The 15944-nt window shown below is 53.3% G+C and carries 15 protein-coding genes; 12 read left to right on the top strand and 3 right to left on the bottom strand.

What is annotated here, in order from left to right:
- Positions 1 to 156: 156 nt before the first annotated feature.
- From EGM51_11455 to rpsT, 4 genes are all read left to right on the top strand, one after another.
- The gene (locus EGM51_11455; GenBank protein QBG47984.1) at positions 157 to 3504 is read left to right on the top strand and encodes an autotransporter domain-containing protein; all 3348 of its coding nucleotides are present in this window, start codon (positions 157 to 159) and stop codon (positions 3502 to 3504) included.
- Positions 3505 to 3632: 128 nt separating this feature from the next.
- Positions 3633 to 5438 (top strand): elongation factor 4, encoded by a 1806-nt coding sequence (locus EGM51_11450; GenBank protein QBG47983.1) that lies wholly within the window; start codon positions 3633 to 3635, stop codon positions 5436 to 5438.
- A gap of 11 nt (positions 5439 to 5449) precedes the next feature.
- Complete coding sequence (gene lepB / locus EGM51_11445; GenBank protein QBG47982.1) at positions 5450 to 6571, top strand: signal peptidase I; 1122 nt, start codon at positions 5450 to 5452, stop codon at positions 6569 to 6571.
- Between the two features lie 108 nt (positions 6572 to 6679).
- On the top strand, positions 6680 to 6943 hold the full coding sequence (gene rpsT / locus EGM51_11440; protein ID QBG47981.1) for a 30S ribosomal protein S20: 264 nt from the start codon (positions 6680 to 6682) through the stop codon (positions 6941 to 6943).
- Positions 6944 to 7075: 132 nt separating this feature from the next.
- Here rpsT and EGM51_11435 read toward each other — a convergent pair whose 3' ends face one another.
- Complete coding sequence (locus EGM51_11435) at positions 7076 to 7594, bottom strand: hypothetical protein (protein ID QBG47980.1); 519 nt, start codon at positions 7592 to 7594, stop codon at positions 7076 to 7078.
- A 121-nt stretch (positions 7595 to 7715) separates the two neighbouring features.
- On the opposite strand from EGM51_11435, the gene EGM51_11430 reads away from it, so the two are divergent.
- The 3 genes from EGM51_11430 to EGM51_11420 are packed head-to-tail and all read left to right on the top strand — an operon-like array spanning position 7716 to position 10402.
- Entirely contained in the window at positions 7716 to 9293 is a 1578-nt protein-coding gene (locus tag EGM51_11430; protein QBG47979.1) for an ACT domain-containing protein, read from the top strand.
- A 12-nt stretch (positions 9294 to 9305) separates the two neighbouring features.
- Complete coding sequence (locus tag EGM51_11425) at positions 9306 to 9887, top strand: chromate transporter (protein ID QBG47978.1); 582 nt, start codon at positions 9306 to 9308, stop codon at positions 9885 to 9887.
- Complete coding sequence (locus tag EGM51_11420; GenBank protein QBG47977.1) at positions 9884 to 10402, top strand: chromate transporter; 519 nt, start codon at positions 9884 to 9886, stop codon at positions 10400 to 10402. The genes EGM51_11425 and EGM51_11420 overlap by 4 nt, the downstream gene beginning before the upstream one ends.
- Here the strand turns inward: EGM51_11420 and EGM51_11415 are convergent.
- Both EGM51_11415 and EGM51_11410 read right to left on the bottom strand, forming a co-directional pair.
- Complete coding sequence (locus tag EGM51_11415) at positions 10365 to 10862, bottom strand: GGDEF domain-containing protein (GenBank protein ID QBG47976.1); 498 nt, start codon at positions 10860 to 10862, stop codon at positions 10365 to 10367. The genes EGM51_11420 and EGM51_11415 overlap by 38 nt on opposite strands.
- Positions 10862 to 11512 carry a cytosine deaminase gene (locus EGM51_11410; GenBank protein ID QBG47975.1) on the bottom strand — a complete coding sequence of 217 codons (651 nt, stop codon included), beginning with the start codon at positions 11510 to 11512 and terminating at the stop codon, positions 10862 to 10864. Before EGM51_11410 ends, EGM51_11415 begins: the two co-directional genes overlap by 1 nt.
- A gap of 135 nt (positions 11513 to 11647) precedes the next feature.
- On the opposite strand from EGM51_11410, the gene EGM51_11405 reads away from it, so the two are divergent.
- From EGM51_11405 to EGM51_11385, 5 genes are all read left to right on the top strand, one after another.
- The gene (locus EGM51_11405; protein ID QBG47974.1) at positions 11648 to 12082 is read left to right on the top strand and encodes a 50S ribosomal protein L13; all 435 of its coding nucleotides are present in this window, start codon (positions 11648 to 11650) and stop codon (positions 12080 to 12082) included.
- Between the two features lie 15 nt (positions 12083 to 12097).
- Positions 12098 to 12496, top strand: a complete 399-nt coding sequence (locus EGM51_11400) for a 30S ribosomal protein S9 (protein ID QBG47973.1) — start codon at positions 12098 to 12100, stop codon at positions 12494 to 12496.
- Between the two features lie 118 nt (positions 12497 to 12614).
- Positions 12615 to 13796, top strand: coding sequence for a bifunctional glutamate N-acetyltransferase/amino-acid acetyltransferase ArgJ (gene argJ, locus EGM51_11395; protein ID QBG47972.1), 1182 nt, complete (start codon positions 12615 to 12617; stop codon positions 13794 to 13796).
- 32 nt (positions 13797 to 13828) lie between these two features.
- A complete protein-coding gene (gene argB / locus EGM51_11390) occupies positions 13829 to 14698 on the top strand; it encodes an acetylglutamate kinase (GenBank protein QBG47971.1) in 870 nt (289 codons plus the stop codon).
- Positions 14699 to 14702: 4 nt separating this feature from the next.
- Entirely contained in the window at positions 14703 to 15944 is a 1242-nt protein-coding gene (locus tag EGM51_11385; GenBank protein QBG47970.1) for an aspartate aminotransferase family protein, read from the top strand.

Here is a 15944-nt window from a genome sequence, read left to right as displayed (position 1 = left end):
GGAGGATGGAAGCGGTGCGGATAAGCGTTATTAATCTTTATTAGGAAGAAGTGAGGTATATTTTCTGCTCGCAAAATAAGTTTCAAAATGAAGGCAATTTCGGCAGATTGAGGTCGTTTTGCAGTTTCTTTTATCCAGATAAAATAGGGGATTTGTATGAAATCGAAGGTTTTGTTTGTATGTATGCTCGGACTGTGCGGCGTTGTTCAGGCGCAGATTCTGGTGGATGACGGAGACAGCGAGGTTCTCAACAGCAGCGCTGATCTGGGGACGGCCACGGTGACGGTCGGGGAGGTTGCTGCAGACAACACGCTGACGGTGGCCGATGAAGTTGCGCTCTCGGCGGGGACCACCTATATCGGCCGGGAATCGTCGGCATCGAACAACCTGCTGACACTGGAATCGGCTTCGGCGATGGATGTGAACGGGATGCTGTATGTCGGCGAAGAGGGTGCGGACAATGGGCTCTGGGTTCAGGCCGACTCCTATCTGGAAGCAAATAATGCGGTGGTTGGATTTGAGGATTCTGCGGATAACAATGCAATACTGGTTGATGCGGGCGTACTTGGGGTCTATGGGGATATGGTTGTCGGTGATGGCGGCTCCGGCAACAGTCTGGTCGTGACCAATGGCGGCACCGTCGGTGCGAATAATTTTCTGATCGGGGTACAGAGTGATTCTGTGGGCAATCGGGTTGTGGTGGATGAAAGCGGATTGAGCGTCGGAGAGACGTTGGCAGTCGGTTATGGCGGATCCTCAAATCGGATGGATATTCTGAATGCAGCCGAAGTTTCGGCGGTGACCGGATATGTCGGCTATGCGGCCGCGGCTAACAGTAATCTGCTGGTTGTTGCTGATGCGGATTTGAACGTTGAGGCGCTGGTGGTCGGCAACGTGAGCAACCGCATGAATCTGGTTCAGGTCAATGAGGGGGGAGCGGTTACTCTGGATGAGCTGATCATTGCCGGAACAAACTCTTTTGAACTGAATGATGGCGGAACGCTGAATGTTCAGGCTGATTTTAATGCTGCGACGAATGGTTTTGTATGGAATGCGGGCGGCGGTCTGAATGTTTATGGCGCGTTGACGGGCGTTACGGGGCTGGAGAGTAACCGGACGCTCGGGGTTCACGGCACATGGGATGAAGCCGGAACAATTGCGGTTGGCGCTTCAACTTCGGGAAATCAGCTGAATATTACCGCCGACGCGGTCATCGGGTCGCTGGAAGTAGGTGTCGGTTCCAATGCGGTTGATAATGCGGTTGCGGTTTCGGGCGACGGTGCGCAATTGGTGACGGATTCGCTTGTGCTGGGTCATGCATCAAATTCAAACAACAGCGTATATGTGAGCAGTGGTGGTAAAGTTGTTCTGAATGCGGCGGATGGATTGACGATAGCCGGCGACAATACCTTTACTTTTGAAAACGGAGGCTGGCTGATGGCCAGTAATGATTTCACTGTTCCGGCAAACGGCTTTGTGTTCGGTGAAGGGGGTACATTCGAGGTAACCGGAGCACTTTCGGGGATGACCAACGCGCTGGATGGCAGTAAAGCACTTCTGCTGAGCGGAGGCACCTGGGATCTCGGAGCCGATGCGCTGTCGCTCGGAGCGACGAATGGCGGAACTGTTTTGCAGGTTACGGATGGCGGGACGCTGACGAGTGCCGGCGCGGATCTGGGCGAAGCCGGAGATGGAAACTCGGTGCTGATTGATCATGCGGACTGGAACAACACCGGAGTTCTTTCCATCGGTGAAACCGGTTCAATGAACCAGTTGGTGGTCACTAACGGAGGTTACGTATCTACGGATAATCTGGAGTTGGGAAATCAGGGTGACAATAACCTGGTGCGGGTCACGGACGGATCACTCGCGGTTTCGGGCGATGCCGTTATCGGCGGTACAGGAACCGGAAATCTGCTGGTTCTTGAAGGCGGGGCTGATTATTCCGGTGGGAACGATTTTACGATATCGGGGGCCGGCAATGCTGTGCAGATTTCCGATACGGCTCAGCTTGATGTAACGCAGACGCTGTCGGTGTCCGGCGGCGGGCTGCTTCAGGTCGGGGATGATGCGGTCGTTACGGCGGGATCCTATGTGCAGGATGCCGATTCCGTGCTGGAATTTGACAGTGTGACTGCCGCTACGCCGGTGCTTGATGTTGCGAGTGCTTCTTTTGAGTCGAATGCTACGATCCGATTTACCGGTTTTGTGAGCGATGCCGATGTAGGGATTACGAATTCCCGGCAGATTGTAAACGCATCGTCTTCATTGCTGATCGGCGGCGGGATTGATCCTTCTATTTTGAATGCCGAAGCCGAAAACGGACTGTTCGATATTGATATGTCGGTGGTTGGTAATGACCTCTTTATAGAGCTGGTGCGCCAAAGTCTTGCGATGAGTGCCGGTTTTGATACCAATTCCCAGATGTATGCCGTTGCGGAGGAGATTGACTCGCTTGCAACCGGAGGCGATCAGAATGCGGCAAATCAGTTGGAGGTGCTGGGAGCGCTGGATAGTGCAGCTCAGAATGCGCAACTGACGCAACTGTATGATCGCGGAGCACCGACCTATATGCATATGGAAGGGGTGTCCGAGGCGATGCGGCAGGTGCAGAATCGTGGAGTTGTTCCGGATTCCTATTGGCCGGTGGGGGTTTCCGGACCGCATTTTCCGGGCGAACAGGCTCAATTCTGGGTCAAAAGTTTCGGCAGCTGGGGCGAACAGGATGACGATGGCGCATTTTCAGGTTATGATCAGTCGGTTTACGGCGTGGTTGTGGGTTACGACAAAGCTTTTCGGGATTTGCTGATCGGTCTGGCCGGCGGTTATTCCGTATCGAAGATTGATCAGGACGACGGCGATGAGAGTGAGTCCGATATGGGCTACGGTATTCTTTATGGTTCCTATGGGTCGAAGTCCTGGTTTGCTGACGCCAGCCTGGCGTATGGCATGGGTTCGGTGGAAAACAAAACCGGAACCGCTTTTGATACCGAAAGTGATTTTGATGCCAGTCAGTTCGGGTTCTATCTGGGCGGCGGAAAGGAACTGGTTTATCGTCGGGATACCATCTTCCTGACGCCGACGCTGGCGCTTTCCGGCGGCAACTGGATGCAGGATAGTTATAAAGAAAAATCCTCTGATTCCGTGGTGAAAAAGGTCGATGACTATAATCGCTGGAGTTTTAAATCGGAACTCGGCATTGAAACTGTATTCCGGAAAGAACTGCGCAATGTGGTGCTGATGCCGGAAGTGCACGCGAAGTGGCTGCACGAATTCAATACGGATGAGGACAGTCTGGGCTATACGCTGGATGGTGGAACGGGGAATTATTCATTCGGCATGGTTTCTCCGGCTTCAGATCTGTTTGAGCTGGGTGCGGCCATTTCACTCTGGACGGAGAATAAAAAGGGCACGGTTTATGAATATGCCCTTGGATTTGACGGCCGTTTCGGTTCCGGCTATACAGCGAATATTCTCAATGCCCGCGTGAACATCGAGTTCTGATTTTACAGACTCCGGAAAATTCCCGGACCGCCTTCCAAGGTTTGGAAATTGACCTTGGGGCGGGGCTCGGGTAGCTTGTGCGCTCTATTTCTGTGGGCCGTTGTGCCCGGAACTTTTTGCGCAGGTTTATGAACGATCTTAGTTTAATACGAAATTTCTCAATTATTGCTCACATCGATCACGGCAAGTCGACGCTGGCCGACCGCATGCTGGAACTGACGCAGACGGTTGAAGAGCGCAAGATGAAGGAGCAGCTGCTGGACTCCATGGACCTGGAGCGCGAGCGCGGTATCACGATCAAGGCCCATCCGGTGACGATGAAATATACGGCGAAGGATGGAAAAACCTATACCTTCAATCTGATCGATACCCCCGGCCACGTGGACTTTTCCTATGAGGTTTCGCGCAGTCTGCAGGCCTGCGAAGGGGCGATTCTGGTGGTGGATGCGGCGCAGGGCGTGGAAGCGCAGACGGTTTCCAATACGTACCTGGCGGTTGAAAACGAACTCGAAATTCTGCCGGTACTGAACAAGATTGAAATGCCGAATGCGGATATCGATGAAGTCTCTCAGCAGATTGAGGATATTCTGGCGATTGAGGCGACCGATGCTCTGCAGGTGAGCGCCAAAAAGGGAATCGGGATTGAGGCGGTGCTGGAGGCTGTGGTTGAGCGTTTTCCGCCGCCGACCCCGGCTGCGGATAAGTTGACGCGTGCCCTTGTTTTCGATTCGAAGTATGATGCGTTTCGCGGTGTGGTGGTGTATATGCGCCTCTTTTCCGGGGCCTTGAAGGCCGGCGATAAAATCCGCGTGATGAGCACCGGCACCGACTATGAAATCAAGGAAGTCGGTGTTTTTACCCCGGAAATGGAAAGGTGCAGAATTCTTGAAGAAGGGGCTGTCGGCTATGTGATCGCCAATATGAAGGATGCCTCGGAGATCCAGATCGGTGATACGCTGACGCTGGCGAAAAAACCGGCAGTGGATGCGCTGCCGGGATTCAAGGAAATCCATCCGATGGTCTTTTCAGGGATTTATCCGGTGGAGACCTCGGATTATGAAAAGCTCGGCGCGAGCATGGATAAGCTGCGGTTGAACGATGCTTCGTTTACTTTTCAGGCGGAATCCTCGATTGCACTGGGCTTCGGCTTCCGTTGCGGATTTCTGGGATTGCTGCACATGGAAATCATCATGGAGCGTCTGCGGCGGGAGTTTAACCTCGATATTATTTCGTCCTATCCGAATGTGGAATACCGTGTTGTGCTGAAAAACGGAGAGGTCAAAGAGGTCGATAATCCGATGTATCTGCCTGATCCATCATTGATTGAGCATATTGAAGAGCCGATGATTAATGCCACGATTATCTGCCCGACGGATCATATGGGCGATATGATGGCGCTTATTATGGACAAACGCGGCCAGATTGTGAAAACCGACTCGATCGACGGGCACCGGGTGATGCTCACCTGCCATATGCCGTTAAATGAGGTGCTGATTGATTTTTACGACCGTCTGAAAACGATTTCGCGCGGTTATGCTTCGATGGATTATGAATATGCCGATTACCAGCAGTCGGAACTGGTGCGGATGGATATTCTCATACACGGTGAAGTGGTCGATGCCTTTTCATGTATTGTTCACCGTTCGAAAGCGGAATACCGCGGGCGGCAGATGTGCAAATCATTGCTCGACGTCATTCCGCGTCAGGCCTTTGCCGTGGCACTGCAGGCAGCGGTGAACGGCAAGGTGATTGCCCGCGAGACGATTCGCGCCTATCGCAAGGATGTGACGGCAAAGTGTTACGGCGGTGATATTTCCCGTAAACGAAAGCTGCTCGAACGCCAGAAGGAAGGTAAGAAGAAGCTGAAGGCGATCGGCAAGGTGAATATTCCGCAGGAGGCCTTCATTGCTGTCCTGAAAACCAATAACAAATAACGGATTTTCCAATGATGGGATATTTTGCAAAACGCAAACTGAAGAAACAGCTGAAGGAATATCTGCATATGGCGCGGCATGCGCGGCACATGCGCGAGGATATTGCCGATCCGGCCGATCTGGCTGCGTTGATCGAGGCTGAAACTGTGGTGATGGAAATCCGCAAAACCGGGAAAGGCGATGTGGAGCGGGCTGTCCAGACGCTGGAGGAGGCGGCGAACCGGGTGTATCCGTTTGCCCGGAAAACCCCGATGATGGAGTGGACGGAAACGCTGATTGTGGCTCTGGGGGCTGCTATGGCGATCCGCGCGTTTTTCTTTCAGCCCTTTAAAATTCCGACGGGCTCAATGCAGCCTACGCTGAATGGGATTACGGTGGAACAGCAGGCTGAACCGGGGATTTTTGATAATCCGCTGACAAAGTTTCCTAAATGGCTGCTTACGGGCACATCGTACAAGGAAATCCGTGCAAAAGCTTCCGGGCGGTTTATGCAGCGCAACGTGAGAGGGGATCGTGATAAGATTATTATTACGATCGGCGGTGTGGATCATAAATTCCCCAGTTACATGCAGGAGGAGCTGCGCCGGCAGATTGCTGAGCGGAGTGCGCAGCAGCGGACCAGCGAGCCCTATTATAATGAAGGAGACGTGATCGTTTCGGGCCGGGTGATTGCCGGAGACCATATTCTGGTGAATAAAATGAAATACAACTGGATGAAGCCGGAACGGGGCGATATTTCCGTATTTTCCACGCGCAGTCTGAACCATCCGCAGATCCGGAAGGATAATTTCTACATTAAGCGTATGGTTGGACTGCCCGGCGAAAAAATCCAGATTCAGAATCGACGGCTGGTCGCCGATGGAAAAATCGTTTCCGATCCGCCCATGTTTGAAACCATTGCCACGGACCCGAAATACAGTGGAGGGCACAATACAGCTCCGGGGTCTCTGCTGGAAACGGAAGATGACTTTATTCAGCTGGGTGAAGATGAGTATCTGATGATGGGTGATAACACCAAACCGAATATGAGTCTTGACGGTCGGTTTTTCGGCGGCGTTCCGCGTAATGATTTTCAGGGACCGGCTATTTTTGTCTATTGGCCCTTTCGCGACCACTGGGGTGTAGTGCGCTAGTTGATAAAAATGAGGGATTTGCGGGTTGACTTCAAAATCCGCTTCGCTACTATCCCATCCTCTTTTCCCGAACTGCGGGAACGAATTTGTTAAAACGGAGTATTTGAAATGCCGAATCTAAAGAGTGCTAAGAAAAGAATGCGTCAGAACACGGTGCGCCATGACCGCAATGTACAGGTCCGTACCCGCATCAAAACGGCGCGCCGCAGCATGATGGAAGCATTGGAAGCCAAGGACGCGGAAGCGGGTGCTGCTGCACTGAAAACCTACAGCTCCGTGCTCGATAAAGCGGCCAAAGCGGGTGTTATCAAGAAAAACACCGCAATCCGCCGTAAAACCAATGCCGCAAACGGACTGCGTAAGATTGCTTAACCGATCTTCCGGTGTTTGGAAAAGCCCGCCTTGAGCGGGCTTTTTTTGTGTCCGGAACTTCCGTTTGAATGATACGACACCGTTGGTGGGGCATCTGAAATCCGGGCGTTAGTGCATAAAACGGCCGGGAGGCTAATTCCAGGCTTCAATCAGGTCGTCGAGGATAAATTTGGCGATTTCATCCGCTGCCGGGGGCAGTGCGTTACGTTTTGAGGTGGTGAGGTCGCTGGTGAATGTAAAGGTGGATTCGCCATATGTTCTGGATTTGGAGATGACTTCGCCGGTTGCGGTATTCCGCAGTTCCGCTTCGCCGGTTATACGCAGCCGGTAGAGGTCGGGAGTGGTTCGTTTCCCTTCCTCTGTTTTATAGGCAATGGGCTTCATGTCGTATTTGGTCAGCGTAATTTCCAGGACCGCATCGGCATGTTCAGCCTGATTAACCAGTTGAACACGGCCGTCGAACTGAAGCCGGTTCCGCATGGCGTGGGTCACCTGAATTTCGATTGCCGGTTCGGAGGTGTTGTTGATGACCGAGGCTATCGCCACCGTGTCGATTCCTTCGTGAGTTGCGCCGCCGAGCTGATAGCCCATACAGCCGCTGAGCAGCAGGGCGGAGGTGAATGTGCCGGTCAGAAATAATTGTCTCTTCATAAATTTATCCAGATAGAAGAGAAAACTGTGCCGGAAAAATGGAAATTGTCAAAGCTTGATTCCGGCAGGAAGCCTCCTTAGTGTCAGGCGCTCATTTTTCAAACCAAACCGAGAGGAAACAATGAAAAAGGTACTGATACCGACCAAGTTGAATGCGGTGGCCCGCGAAACCCTGGAAGCCCATGGCGGCTATGTTGTGATACAGGATGAATCGTCAGACCTCAGTTCTCTCGCGTCCGAACATCCTGATGCACATGCCCTGATCGTCCGGTCAGAAAAAGTAACGGCTGAGGTGATTGATGCGCTGCCGTCACTGAAAGTGGTGATCCGTGCCGGTGCGGGCTATAACACGATTGATACGCGCTATGCCCGTTCCAGAAATATTGATGTGATGAATACGCCCGGAGCCAACGCCAATGCGGTGGCTGAAGAGGTGCTTGCTCTGATGCTGGCCGATGCGCGCCACATCATTCCGGCCGATGCGTCCACGCGTGCCGGAAAATGGGAAAAGAAAAATTTCATGGGCAAAGAGATTACCGGCAAAACCGTCGGTATTGTCGGTTTCGGGGCTATCGGCCAGCTGGTAGCCAAGCGCCTCGCCGGTTTCGAGGTGAAGATTCTGGCTTATGACCCCTTTCTTTCCGCAGAGCGTGCGCGCGACCTGGGTGCAAAATCTGCGGAGCTGACGGAGATTTTTGAAACGTGCGATTATATTTCGCTCCATATGCCGGAAAATGATGAAACGCGCGGCATTATCAATAAAACGCTTTTCGCCCGTATGAAAAACGGAGCGACCATCATCAACTGCGCTCGCGCCGGCATTCTGAACGAAGACGATCTGCGCTCGCTGAAAGCAGACAAAGGGATTCGCTTCCTGAATGATGTATATCCGAAGGATGAAGCGGGCGAAAAACCGATTGCCGATATTGCCGACATCATGCTGCCGCATCTGGGAGCAAGTACGGTGGAGGCTAACTGGAATGCCGCACACCGTTCGGCCACACAGCTCATCGGATACGATGACAAGGGCATTGCATCCTATGTGGTCAACCGCGACGTACCGATGGGGCTGGACAAGGCCTATTCCGAGCTCGCATTCGCTTTGGCGCATGCATGCCGGGGAATTGCCGGCGGCAATAAGCAGATGAAGCTGATTGAAACCAGTTTTTACGGTGATCTCGCCAATTTCGGTGACTGGTTGCTGGTGCAGATTGTGGCGGCCCTTTCCGATGGTTTCGATCGTTCGCTCGGCTTCGATGCTGCAGTGGACTACCTGAAGGAGATGGGGGTTGACTATTTCAATCGCGATGCAGATACCTCCAAAGGGTATGGCAATTCCATAACTGTGGATGTGACCACCTCTGTCGATGCCGCGCTCTTCCAGCGAATCAGTGTCCGCGGCACAGTGGCTGAAGGAAATATGATGATTTCGCGCATCAACGATTTCGACAAACTCTATTTTGAACCGGTCGGAACCTGCGTGATTTTCATCTATAAAGACCGGCCCGGCGTCATCGGCCAGATCGGCCGGGCGCTGGCGGATGTCGGCGTGAATATTGACGATATGCGCAATCCGCATGATCCGTCCGGTGAAAATTCGCTGGCACTGATGCGGATTACCGGCAAAGCTGACTGCGACGTGATTGATAAAATTGCCGAGCAGATCGATGCACTTCACGCCTCCTGCATTACCTTCTAACGAAATGCCGAAATGAAATCTGAAGTTCCAGAGTCCGGAAGCGCTGTGCGCCCCGGACTGCTGGAACTTTTTTTTGCCTTTTTAAGAGTCAGCGCTGTCACGATCGGCGGTGGCTATGTCATGTTTCCGTTAATGAAGGCGGAGGTCGTGGATGCAAAGGGGTGGATTTCGGCTGAGGAGATGGTCGATTACTATGCACTCGGTCAGTCCATTCCCGGCATTATCGCCATGAATTCCGCCACGCTGATCGGTTTTCGTAAGCGCGGTTTTGCGGGTGCCGTTTTTGCGGCGGCGGGTATGGCTGCACCGTCGCTGATTGTTATTCTGCTGGTGGCAGCCTTTCTTTCGCCGTGGTTTGACCACCCATGGGTGCAGAAGGCCTTTGCGGGTATTCGTGCCGCAGTGGTCGCGTTGATTGTGATGGCGGTCTGGCAGGTGGGAAAAAAATCGATCTCAACATTTCCTGCTCTTGGCATTGCCGCCGGATCGTTTGTGCTGATTGTTTTCGCGGGCGTGCATCCGGTACTGATGATCCTGCTCGGCGGATGCCTCGGGGCGATTCTGTTTCGTAAGACCGGGGGCGGTGGCTCATGACCATTCTCTTCGAACTCTTTTATGCCTTTTTTGTGATCGGCAGTTTTGCCTTCGGCGGCGGCTATGCGATTCTTTCTTTTCTGCAGCAGGAGGTGGAGCGGCGCGGCTGGATGTCGACTGAGCGGTTTGTGGATATGATTGCCATTTCGCAGAGCACGCCCGGGCCGATTGCTATCAATATGGCGACGTTTGTGGGCTATGAAACCGGCGGGCTTCCGGGAGCACTGGTAGCTACGCTGGCGGTGGCATTGCCGGGCCTGATTCTGGTGCTCCTTTTTGCGCTCTGTTTTTTTCGTTTTTACGAACGCAGCGGCACGCAGGCGGTTTTCAGCGGGCTGCGCCCGGCGGTGGTTGGATTGATCGCCGCTGCTGCATGGCAGATCGGCAGGGTCGCGGTGGCGGGCTGGGCTGCAGCGGGGATTACGGTCGTGGCGCTGGTTCTGGTCGCCAAATGGAATGTCAGTCCGGTCTGGCTGGTCATTGGTTCGGCGATTGCCGGGATTCTGCTTTTCTGATCATCAGATCCGCGTCAGCTTCTTTGACGAGATCGGCTGCGGGCAGAGCGGCGACGCCGGTAGTGACGGTGGGGTTTTTCTGTCTGGCCATGACACGCTCGGCAAATTTCCAGGCATTGGAGGCATCGGTTTCGGGAAGGATCACGGCAAATTCATCGCCGCCGAACCGGCAGAGAATATCGGCAGCGCGGGCAGTGGACTTCAGAATTTCAGCGAAGGATTTGAGTGCGGTGTCGCCGGCGGCATGACCCGCCGAGTCGTTGATTTGTTTAAAACGGTCAATGTCGAAGAGGACGAGGCTGAGCGGCCGGTCGTAGCGCCGCGCTGCGGATATATGGTCGGTCAGCGTCTCTTCGAAGTAGCGGCGGTTGTAGAGACCGGTGAGCCAGTCGCGGGTGGCCTGTTCTGTAAGGGCCAGAACGGTGAGCCATAGCAGAGGATTATGTTCAGAAGGGTTCATCAGGGGTGAAAAAGGAATTTGGCGTAAAGGTAGGCAATGGTTTCACCGATCACTTCCCGGACGCCTTCGCTGCACTTGTACCAGTTTTCCGGTTCATAAGCGGCCGGGTTGAGGCAGGTGACGCCGATGCTGTATTCCGGCCCGAGTGCTTTCCGGAAAAGCATACGGCTGCGGCGGCCATGGGCGCCGACGGAAATCAGATGTAGATCGGTCTGCCGGAGTTTGTGAGTAATCAGTGCTTCGCGCAGGGCGACGGCTGACATGTAGGTGCGGTCTTTTTTGGCGGAATCGGCGATGGCCACGATGATTTTTTCTTCGGGAATCCCCATTGTACGCAGGCGCCGGGCGGTCATTTCGGGGTAGGACTTAAACTGCTGGATGTAGCTGCCGGTCTCAATGGGTATGCCCGTACAGACGATTTTGTCGTAGTCGCCGTGGTGGAATAGGGTGATGGCTTCGTCGAGCGCGCCGTCGTGAATCCATCCTTCAATGACCATAAGTCCTTTATGAGGTGTTTTTTCCGGCGAAAGGAAGGGGTAGAGGTTGGCCAGGGTGCCGCTGCAGATTGCTGTAAGCAGGGTTGTAATCAGCAGCCAACCAAGCCAGGATGGTCTTCTGCGGGGGCGGGTATTGGTGAGTTTCCACTGCATGGCGGATTTTATAGCAGGTTTACGGGGGGCGGAAAAACCGGAAACTTCTTGCTTACAGGGGTTGACATGACCATGCCGCTTCTATAACTTCCCCCACCTTGTGTTTTTACCGAACAACGCTAGAGGACTATTTAAATGAAAACTTTTATGCCCAAAGAGGCTGACATTGTACGCGACTGGTATGTTGTCGATGCTACCGACAAGCCGGCTGGCCGTCTGGCTGTGGTTATTGCCGACGCGCTTCGTGGTCGTGACAAGCCTACTTATACGCCGCACGTTGACACCGGCGCCTTTGTTGTTGTGGTTAATGCTGATAAAATTAAGCTGACCGGCAACAAAGAGAATAACAAAATCTATCAGGATTATTCCGGATACTCCAGTGGCCGCACTGAAACAAAGGCCAAAGACATCCGCGAAAAGAATCCGGAACGTATCATCACCCAGGCGGTTAAAGGCATGCTGCCGGCCAACCGTCAGTCCCGTCAGACGCTCAAGCGTCTGAAGGTCTATGCCGGCGGTGAGCATCCGCATGCGGCGCAGCAGGTGAAAGAACTGGCCCTCAACTTCTAAGCAGGATAATTGATCATGGCAAAAGATACTCTGACATTAGCCGCAACCGGACGTCGCAAGACTTCTGTTGCACGTGTACGCATGACTGAGGGTTCCGGTTCCATCACCGTTAACGGCCTTGAGTCTGATAAATATTTCAACACCGCCCTTCAGCAGGAAATGCTCAAGAAGCCTTTCGAGGCGGCCGGTGTGACCGGTAAATACGATGTTATTGCATCCGTTAAGGGTGGCGGCAAATCCGGTCAGTGCGATGCTGTGGTTCATGCGGTGTCCCGTGCGCTGGCCGCTTCCGATGATGAGTTGAAGGCGGTTCTGAAAAAGGCCGGTTTCCTGACGCGTGATTCGCGAATGAAAGAACGTAAAAAACCGGGTCAGCCGGGTGCGCGTAAACGCTTCCAGTTCTCCAAACGTTAATCGTTGCGAACTGCGAACGAAACAAAGCCTCCCGAAGCCGGGGGGCTTTTTTTGTTTTCCAACCACTGGAAAAACTTTTTAATCCGTCTTCCAATCATTGGAAGTAAAGGAACGGAACATGTATTCAGAAATCCATTTGCCGAAAGGCTTCAAATGCGCAGGTATTGCCGCCGGAATTAAACCGGCGAGTGTAAAAGATATGGCGTTGATCCTTTCGGAGAAGCCCGCCGCCTCGGCCGGTGTGTTTACGACGAATCAGATTTGTGCCGCACCGGTCAAGGTGTGCCGGGCGCATTTAGCGCACGGCGTGGCCCGTGCAATTGTGATGAACAGCGGAATTGCGAATGCATGTACCGGCTCGGAGGGGCTGGTTGCAGCCAAGGATATGGCGGCTGAGACGGCCAGGGTGATCGGCTGCGAGCCGCAGGAGGTTTTTGTCTGTTCCACGGGCAAGATCGGTCCGCAGTTGCCGCTGGATAAAATTATTCCGGGTATTAAAACGCTTTTTGAGTCGGCCGGAGCCGGGAATGTTCAGGGCTGCGCCGAAGCAATGATGACAACGGATACGCGGCCGAAGGTTTCTGTTGCCGAATTGAATATCGGGGATAAACCGGTGAAGATTGTCGGTTTTGCCAAAGGCGCCGGGATGATTGAGCCGAATATGGCCACGATGCTGTCATACATCACAACGGATGCAGCGGTAGAGCAGCATGCTTTGCAGGCCGCGCTGAAAAAGGCGGTCGATGGAAGTTTCAACCGGATTTCGATTGATGGGGACCAGAGTACCAACGATACCGTGCTGGCGCTGGCCAACGGTGCGGCGGAAAATCCGCCGTTGAATGAACATTCGCGTGATTGGAGCGTATTTACCGAAGCTCTGGAGAGTGTGTGTTTTGAGTTGGCAATGATGATTGTGCACGACGGTGAGGGTGCGGATAAATTTGTAACCGTACAGGTGAAAGGTGCGGCGTCGCATGAGGATGCGGAGCTGGCGGCCCGGGCAGTGGCCAATTCCATGCTGAACAAAACGGCCTGGGCCGGAACGCACCCGGACTGGGGCAGGATTATGGATTCCATCGGCTATTCAAAGGCAAAGGTTGTCGAAGAGCGGGTGGATATTTTTTATGACGATATGCAGGCGGTAGCCGGTGGCTGTCATTCAGGGGTTGCACAAGAGGATTTGATTAAGGTGGTTTCGCAGACTGATTTTGCTATAACCATCAATCTGCACATTGGGGACGGGGAGGCCGTGGTTTATACCTGCAACTGCACAGAGGAATATGTGCGCATCAATTATTGATTTGTGAGTTACGGCTCAGGAAGAGAAGTTTAATGGAAAGATATATCGAAAAAGCCGCAGGGCTGATTGAAGCCCTTCCGTTTATCCAGCAGTTCCGTGGTGAGACCGTGGTGGTGAAGCTGGGTGGCAGCATTATGGAGAGTGAAGAGGGCTACAGCCGCATCATGCAGGATATTGCTTTTATGGAATGCATCGGTATGCATCCGGTTGTGGTACATGGTGGCGGCAAGGCGATTTCGCGGGCGATGAAGGAGGCGGATATTGCGCCGAATTTTGTGCAGGGGCTGCGGGTTAGTGATGAAGCTACCGTACAGGTGGTGGAACAGGTGTTGAATCATGAGGTGAATCCGCATCTTGTGGAGATTATCCAGCAGTTTCAGGGCAAAGCGCGCGGGATTCATGGTGAAGATATTATCAGCGTAGAAAAACTGGAGGGTATCGACGGAAATAATGAACCGGTGGACTGGGGCTATGTCGGTAAGGTGACCCATGTGGATATTGAACCTATTCAGGCCTATCTGAAATCTGAAATTGTTCCGGTGATCACTCCGCTCGGTCAAGGTCCTGACGGGCATCTTTACAATATTAATGCCGATGATGCCGCAACGGCTGTGGCGGTTGCGCTGAAAGCCCGGAAGCTGGTCTTTCTGACAGATGTTCCGGGATTGCTGCTGGATCCGGAGGATAAATCGTCGGTTATTTCATCGCTTCATCTCAGTGAGGTGGACGAGCTGATTGAGCGCGGAGTGATTGCGGGCGGTATGCTGCCAAAGATCAAAGGAATGGTCGGGGCGGTGAAATCGGGCATTAGAAAGGCTCATATTATTGATTCTTCTCTGGCGCATTCCTTATTGCTGGAGCTGTTTACATCAGAGGGTGTGGGAACCGAAATTACGGAGTAGAGAAATGACCGCAGGGGAAATCGAACGTTTACATCATGATTACCTGATGTCCACCTATGCGCCGGGGCTGGCCCTGGTTGAAGGTTCGGGGACCAGCGTGTGGGATGCAGACGGCAATGAGTATCTTGATTTTGTGTCGGGGATCGCTGTAACGAATATCGGGCACTGTCATCCGAAAATGGTCCGTGCCATTCAGGATCAGGTGGAAACGCTGGTTCATGTATCCAATCTTTTCTTTAATGAAAAACAGCCGGTTCTGGCGAAAAAACTGGTAGAGTGTTCGGGACTCCCCGGGGCCAAATGTTTTTTCTCGAATTCCGGTGCGGAATCGAATGAAGGGCTGATTAAACTGGCGCGGCTGTGGGGATCGGAGCATGGAAAATATGAAATTATTACCATGCGGCAGTCATTCCATGGCCGGACGCTGGCAACACTGACGGCAACCGGACAGGAAAAGGTGCAGACGGGATTCGGGCCGTTGCCGGAAGGATTTATTTATGCCGGTTTCAATGATCTCCAGTCGGTGGAGGAGGCCATTACTTCAAAAACCGCTGCGGTGCTGGTTGAAGCCCTGCAGGGTGAGGGCGGTGTGATTCCGGCTGATCGGGAATTCCTTTCCGGTCTTCGTGAACTTTGTGATGAACGGGGGATTCTGCTGCTCTGCGATGAGGTTCAGGCCGGCATGGGCCGGACCGGAAAGTGGTTCGGGTTTCAGAACTATGATATCATTCCGGATGCTTTTTCGATGGCCAAGGGGCTGGGGAACGGTTTCCCGATCGGAGCCATTGTGGCCGGCGAAAAACTGGCGGGGCTTTTCCGTCCGGGGCATCATGCCACGACTTTCGGCGGTACGCCGTTGGCGTGTGCGGCTGCGCTTTCCGTGATCGAGGTAATCGAAGAGGAGGAGCTGCTGTCAAATGTCCGGATGATGGGTGCATATTTTGCCGAAGGGCTTTGTGAAATTGCGATGAAGCATAAAAAGTGGATTTCAGGAGTGCGCGGACTGGGGCTGCTGCTGGGGCTTGTGCTCGATGTGCCGTCGGCGCCTCTGCAGAAAAAACTGCAGGAAAAAGGTATGCTTGCCCTTGCGACTGCGGGTAATGTTCTGCGCTTGTTACCCCCGCTGAATGTGAAGCAGGAGGAAGTTGATCTTGCTTTGCGTCTGATCGGCGAAGCATGTGCTGATCTGCACGACGAAATGGCCGGGCTGTCGCCCAATCCCTGTCGTTGCGGTATGGGTGAATAG

The organism is Verrucomicrobia bacterium S94, from assembly GCA_004299845.1.
Classification (GTDB): Bacteria; Verrucomicrobiota; Kiritimatiellia; order Kiritimatiellales; family Pontiellaceae; genus Pontiella.
This window is presented reverse-complemented; position numbering and strand designations above follow the sequence as displayed.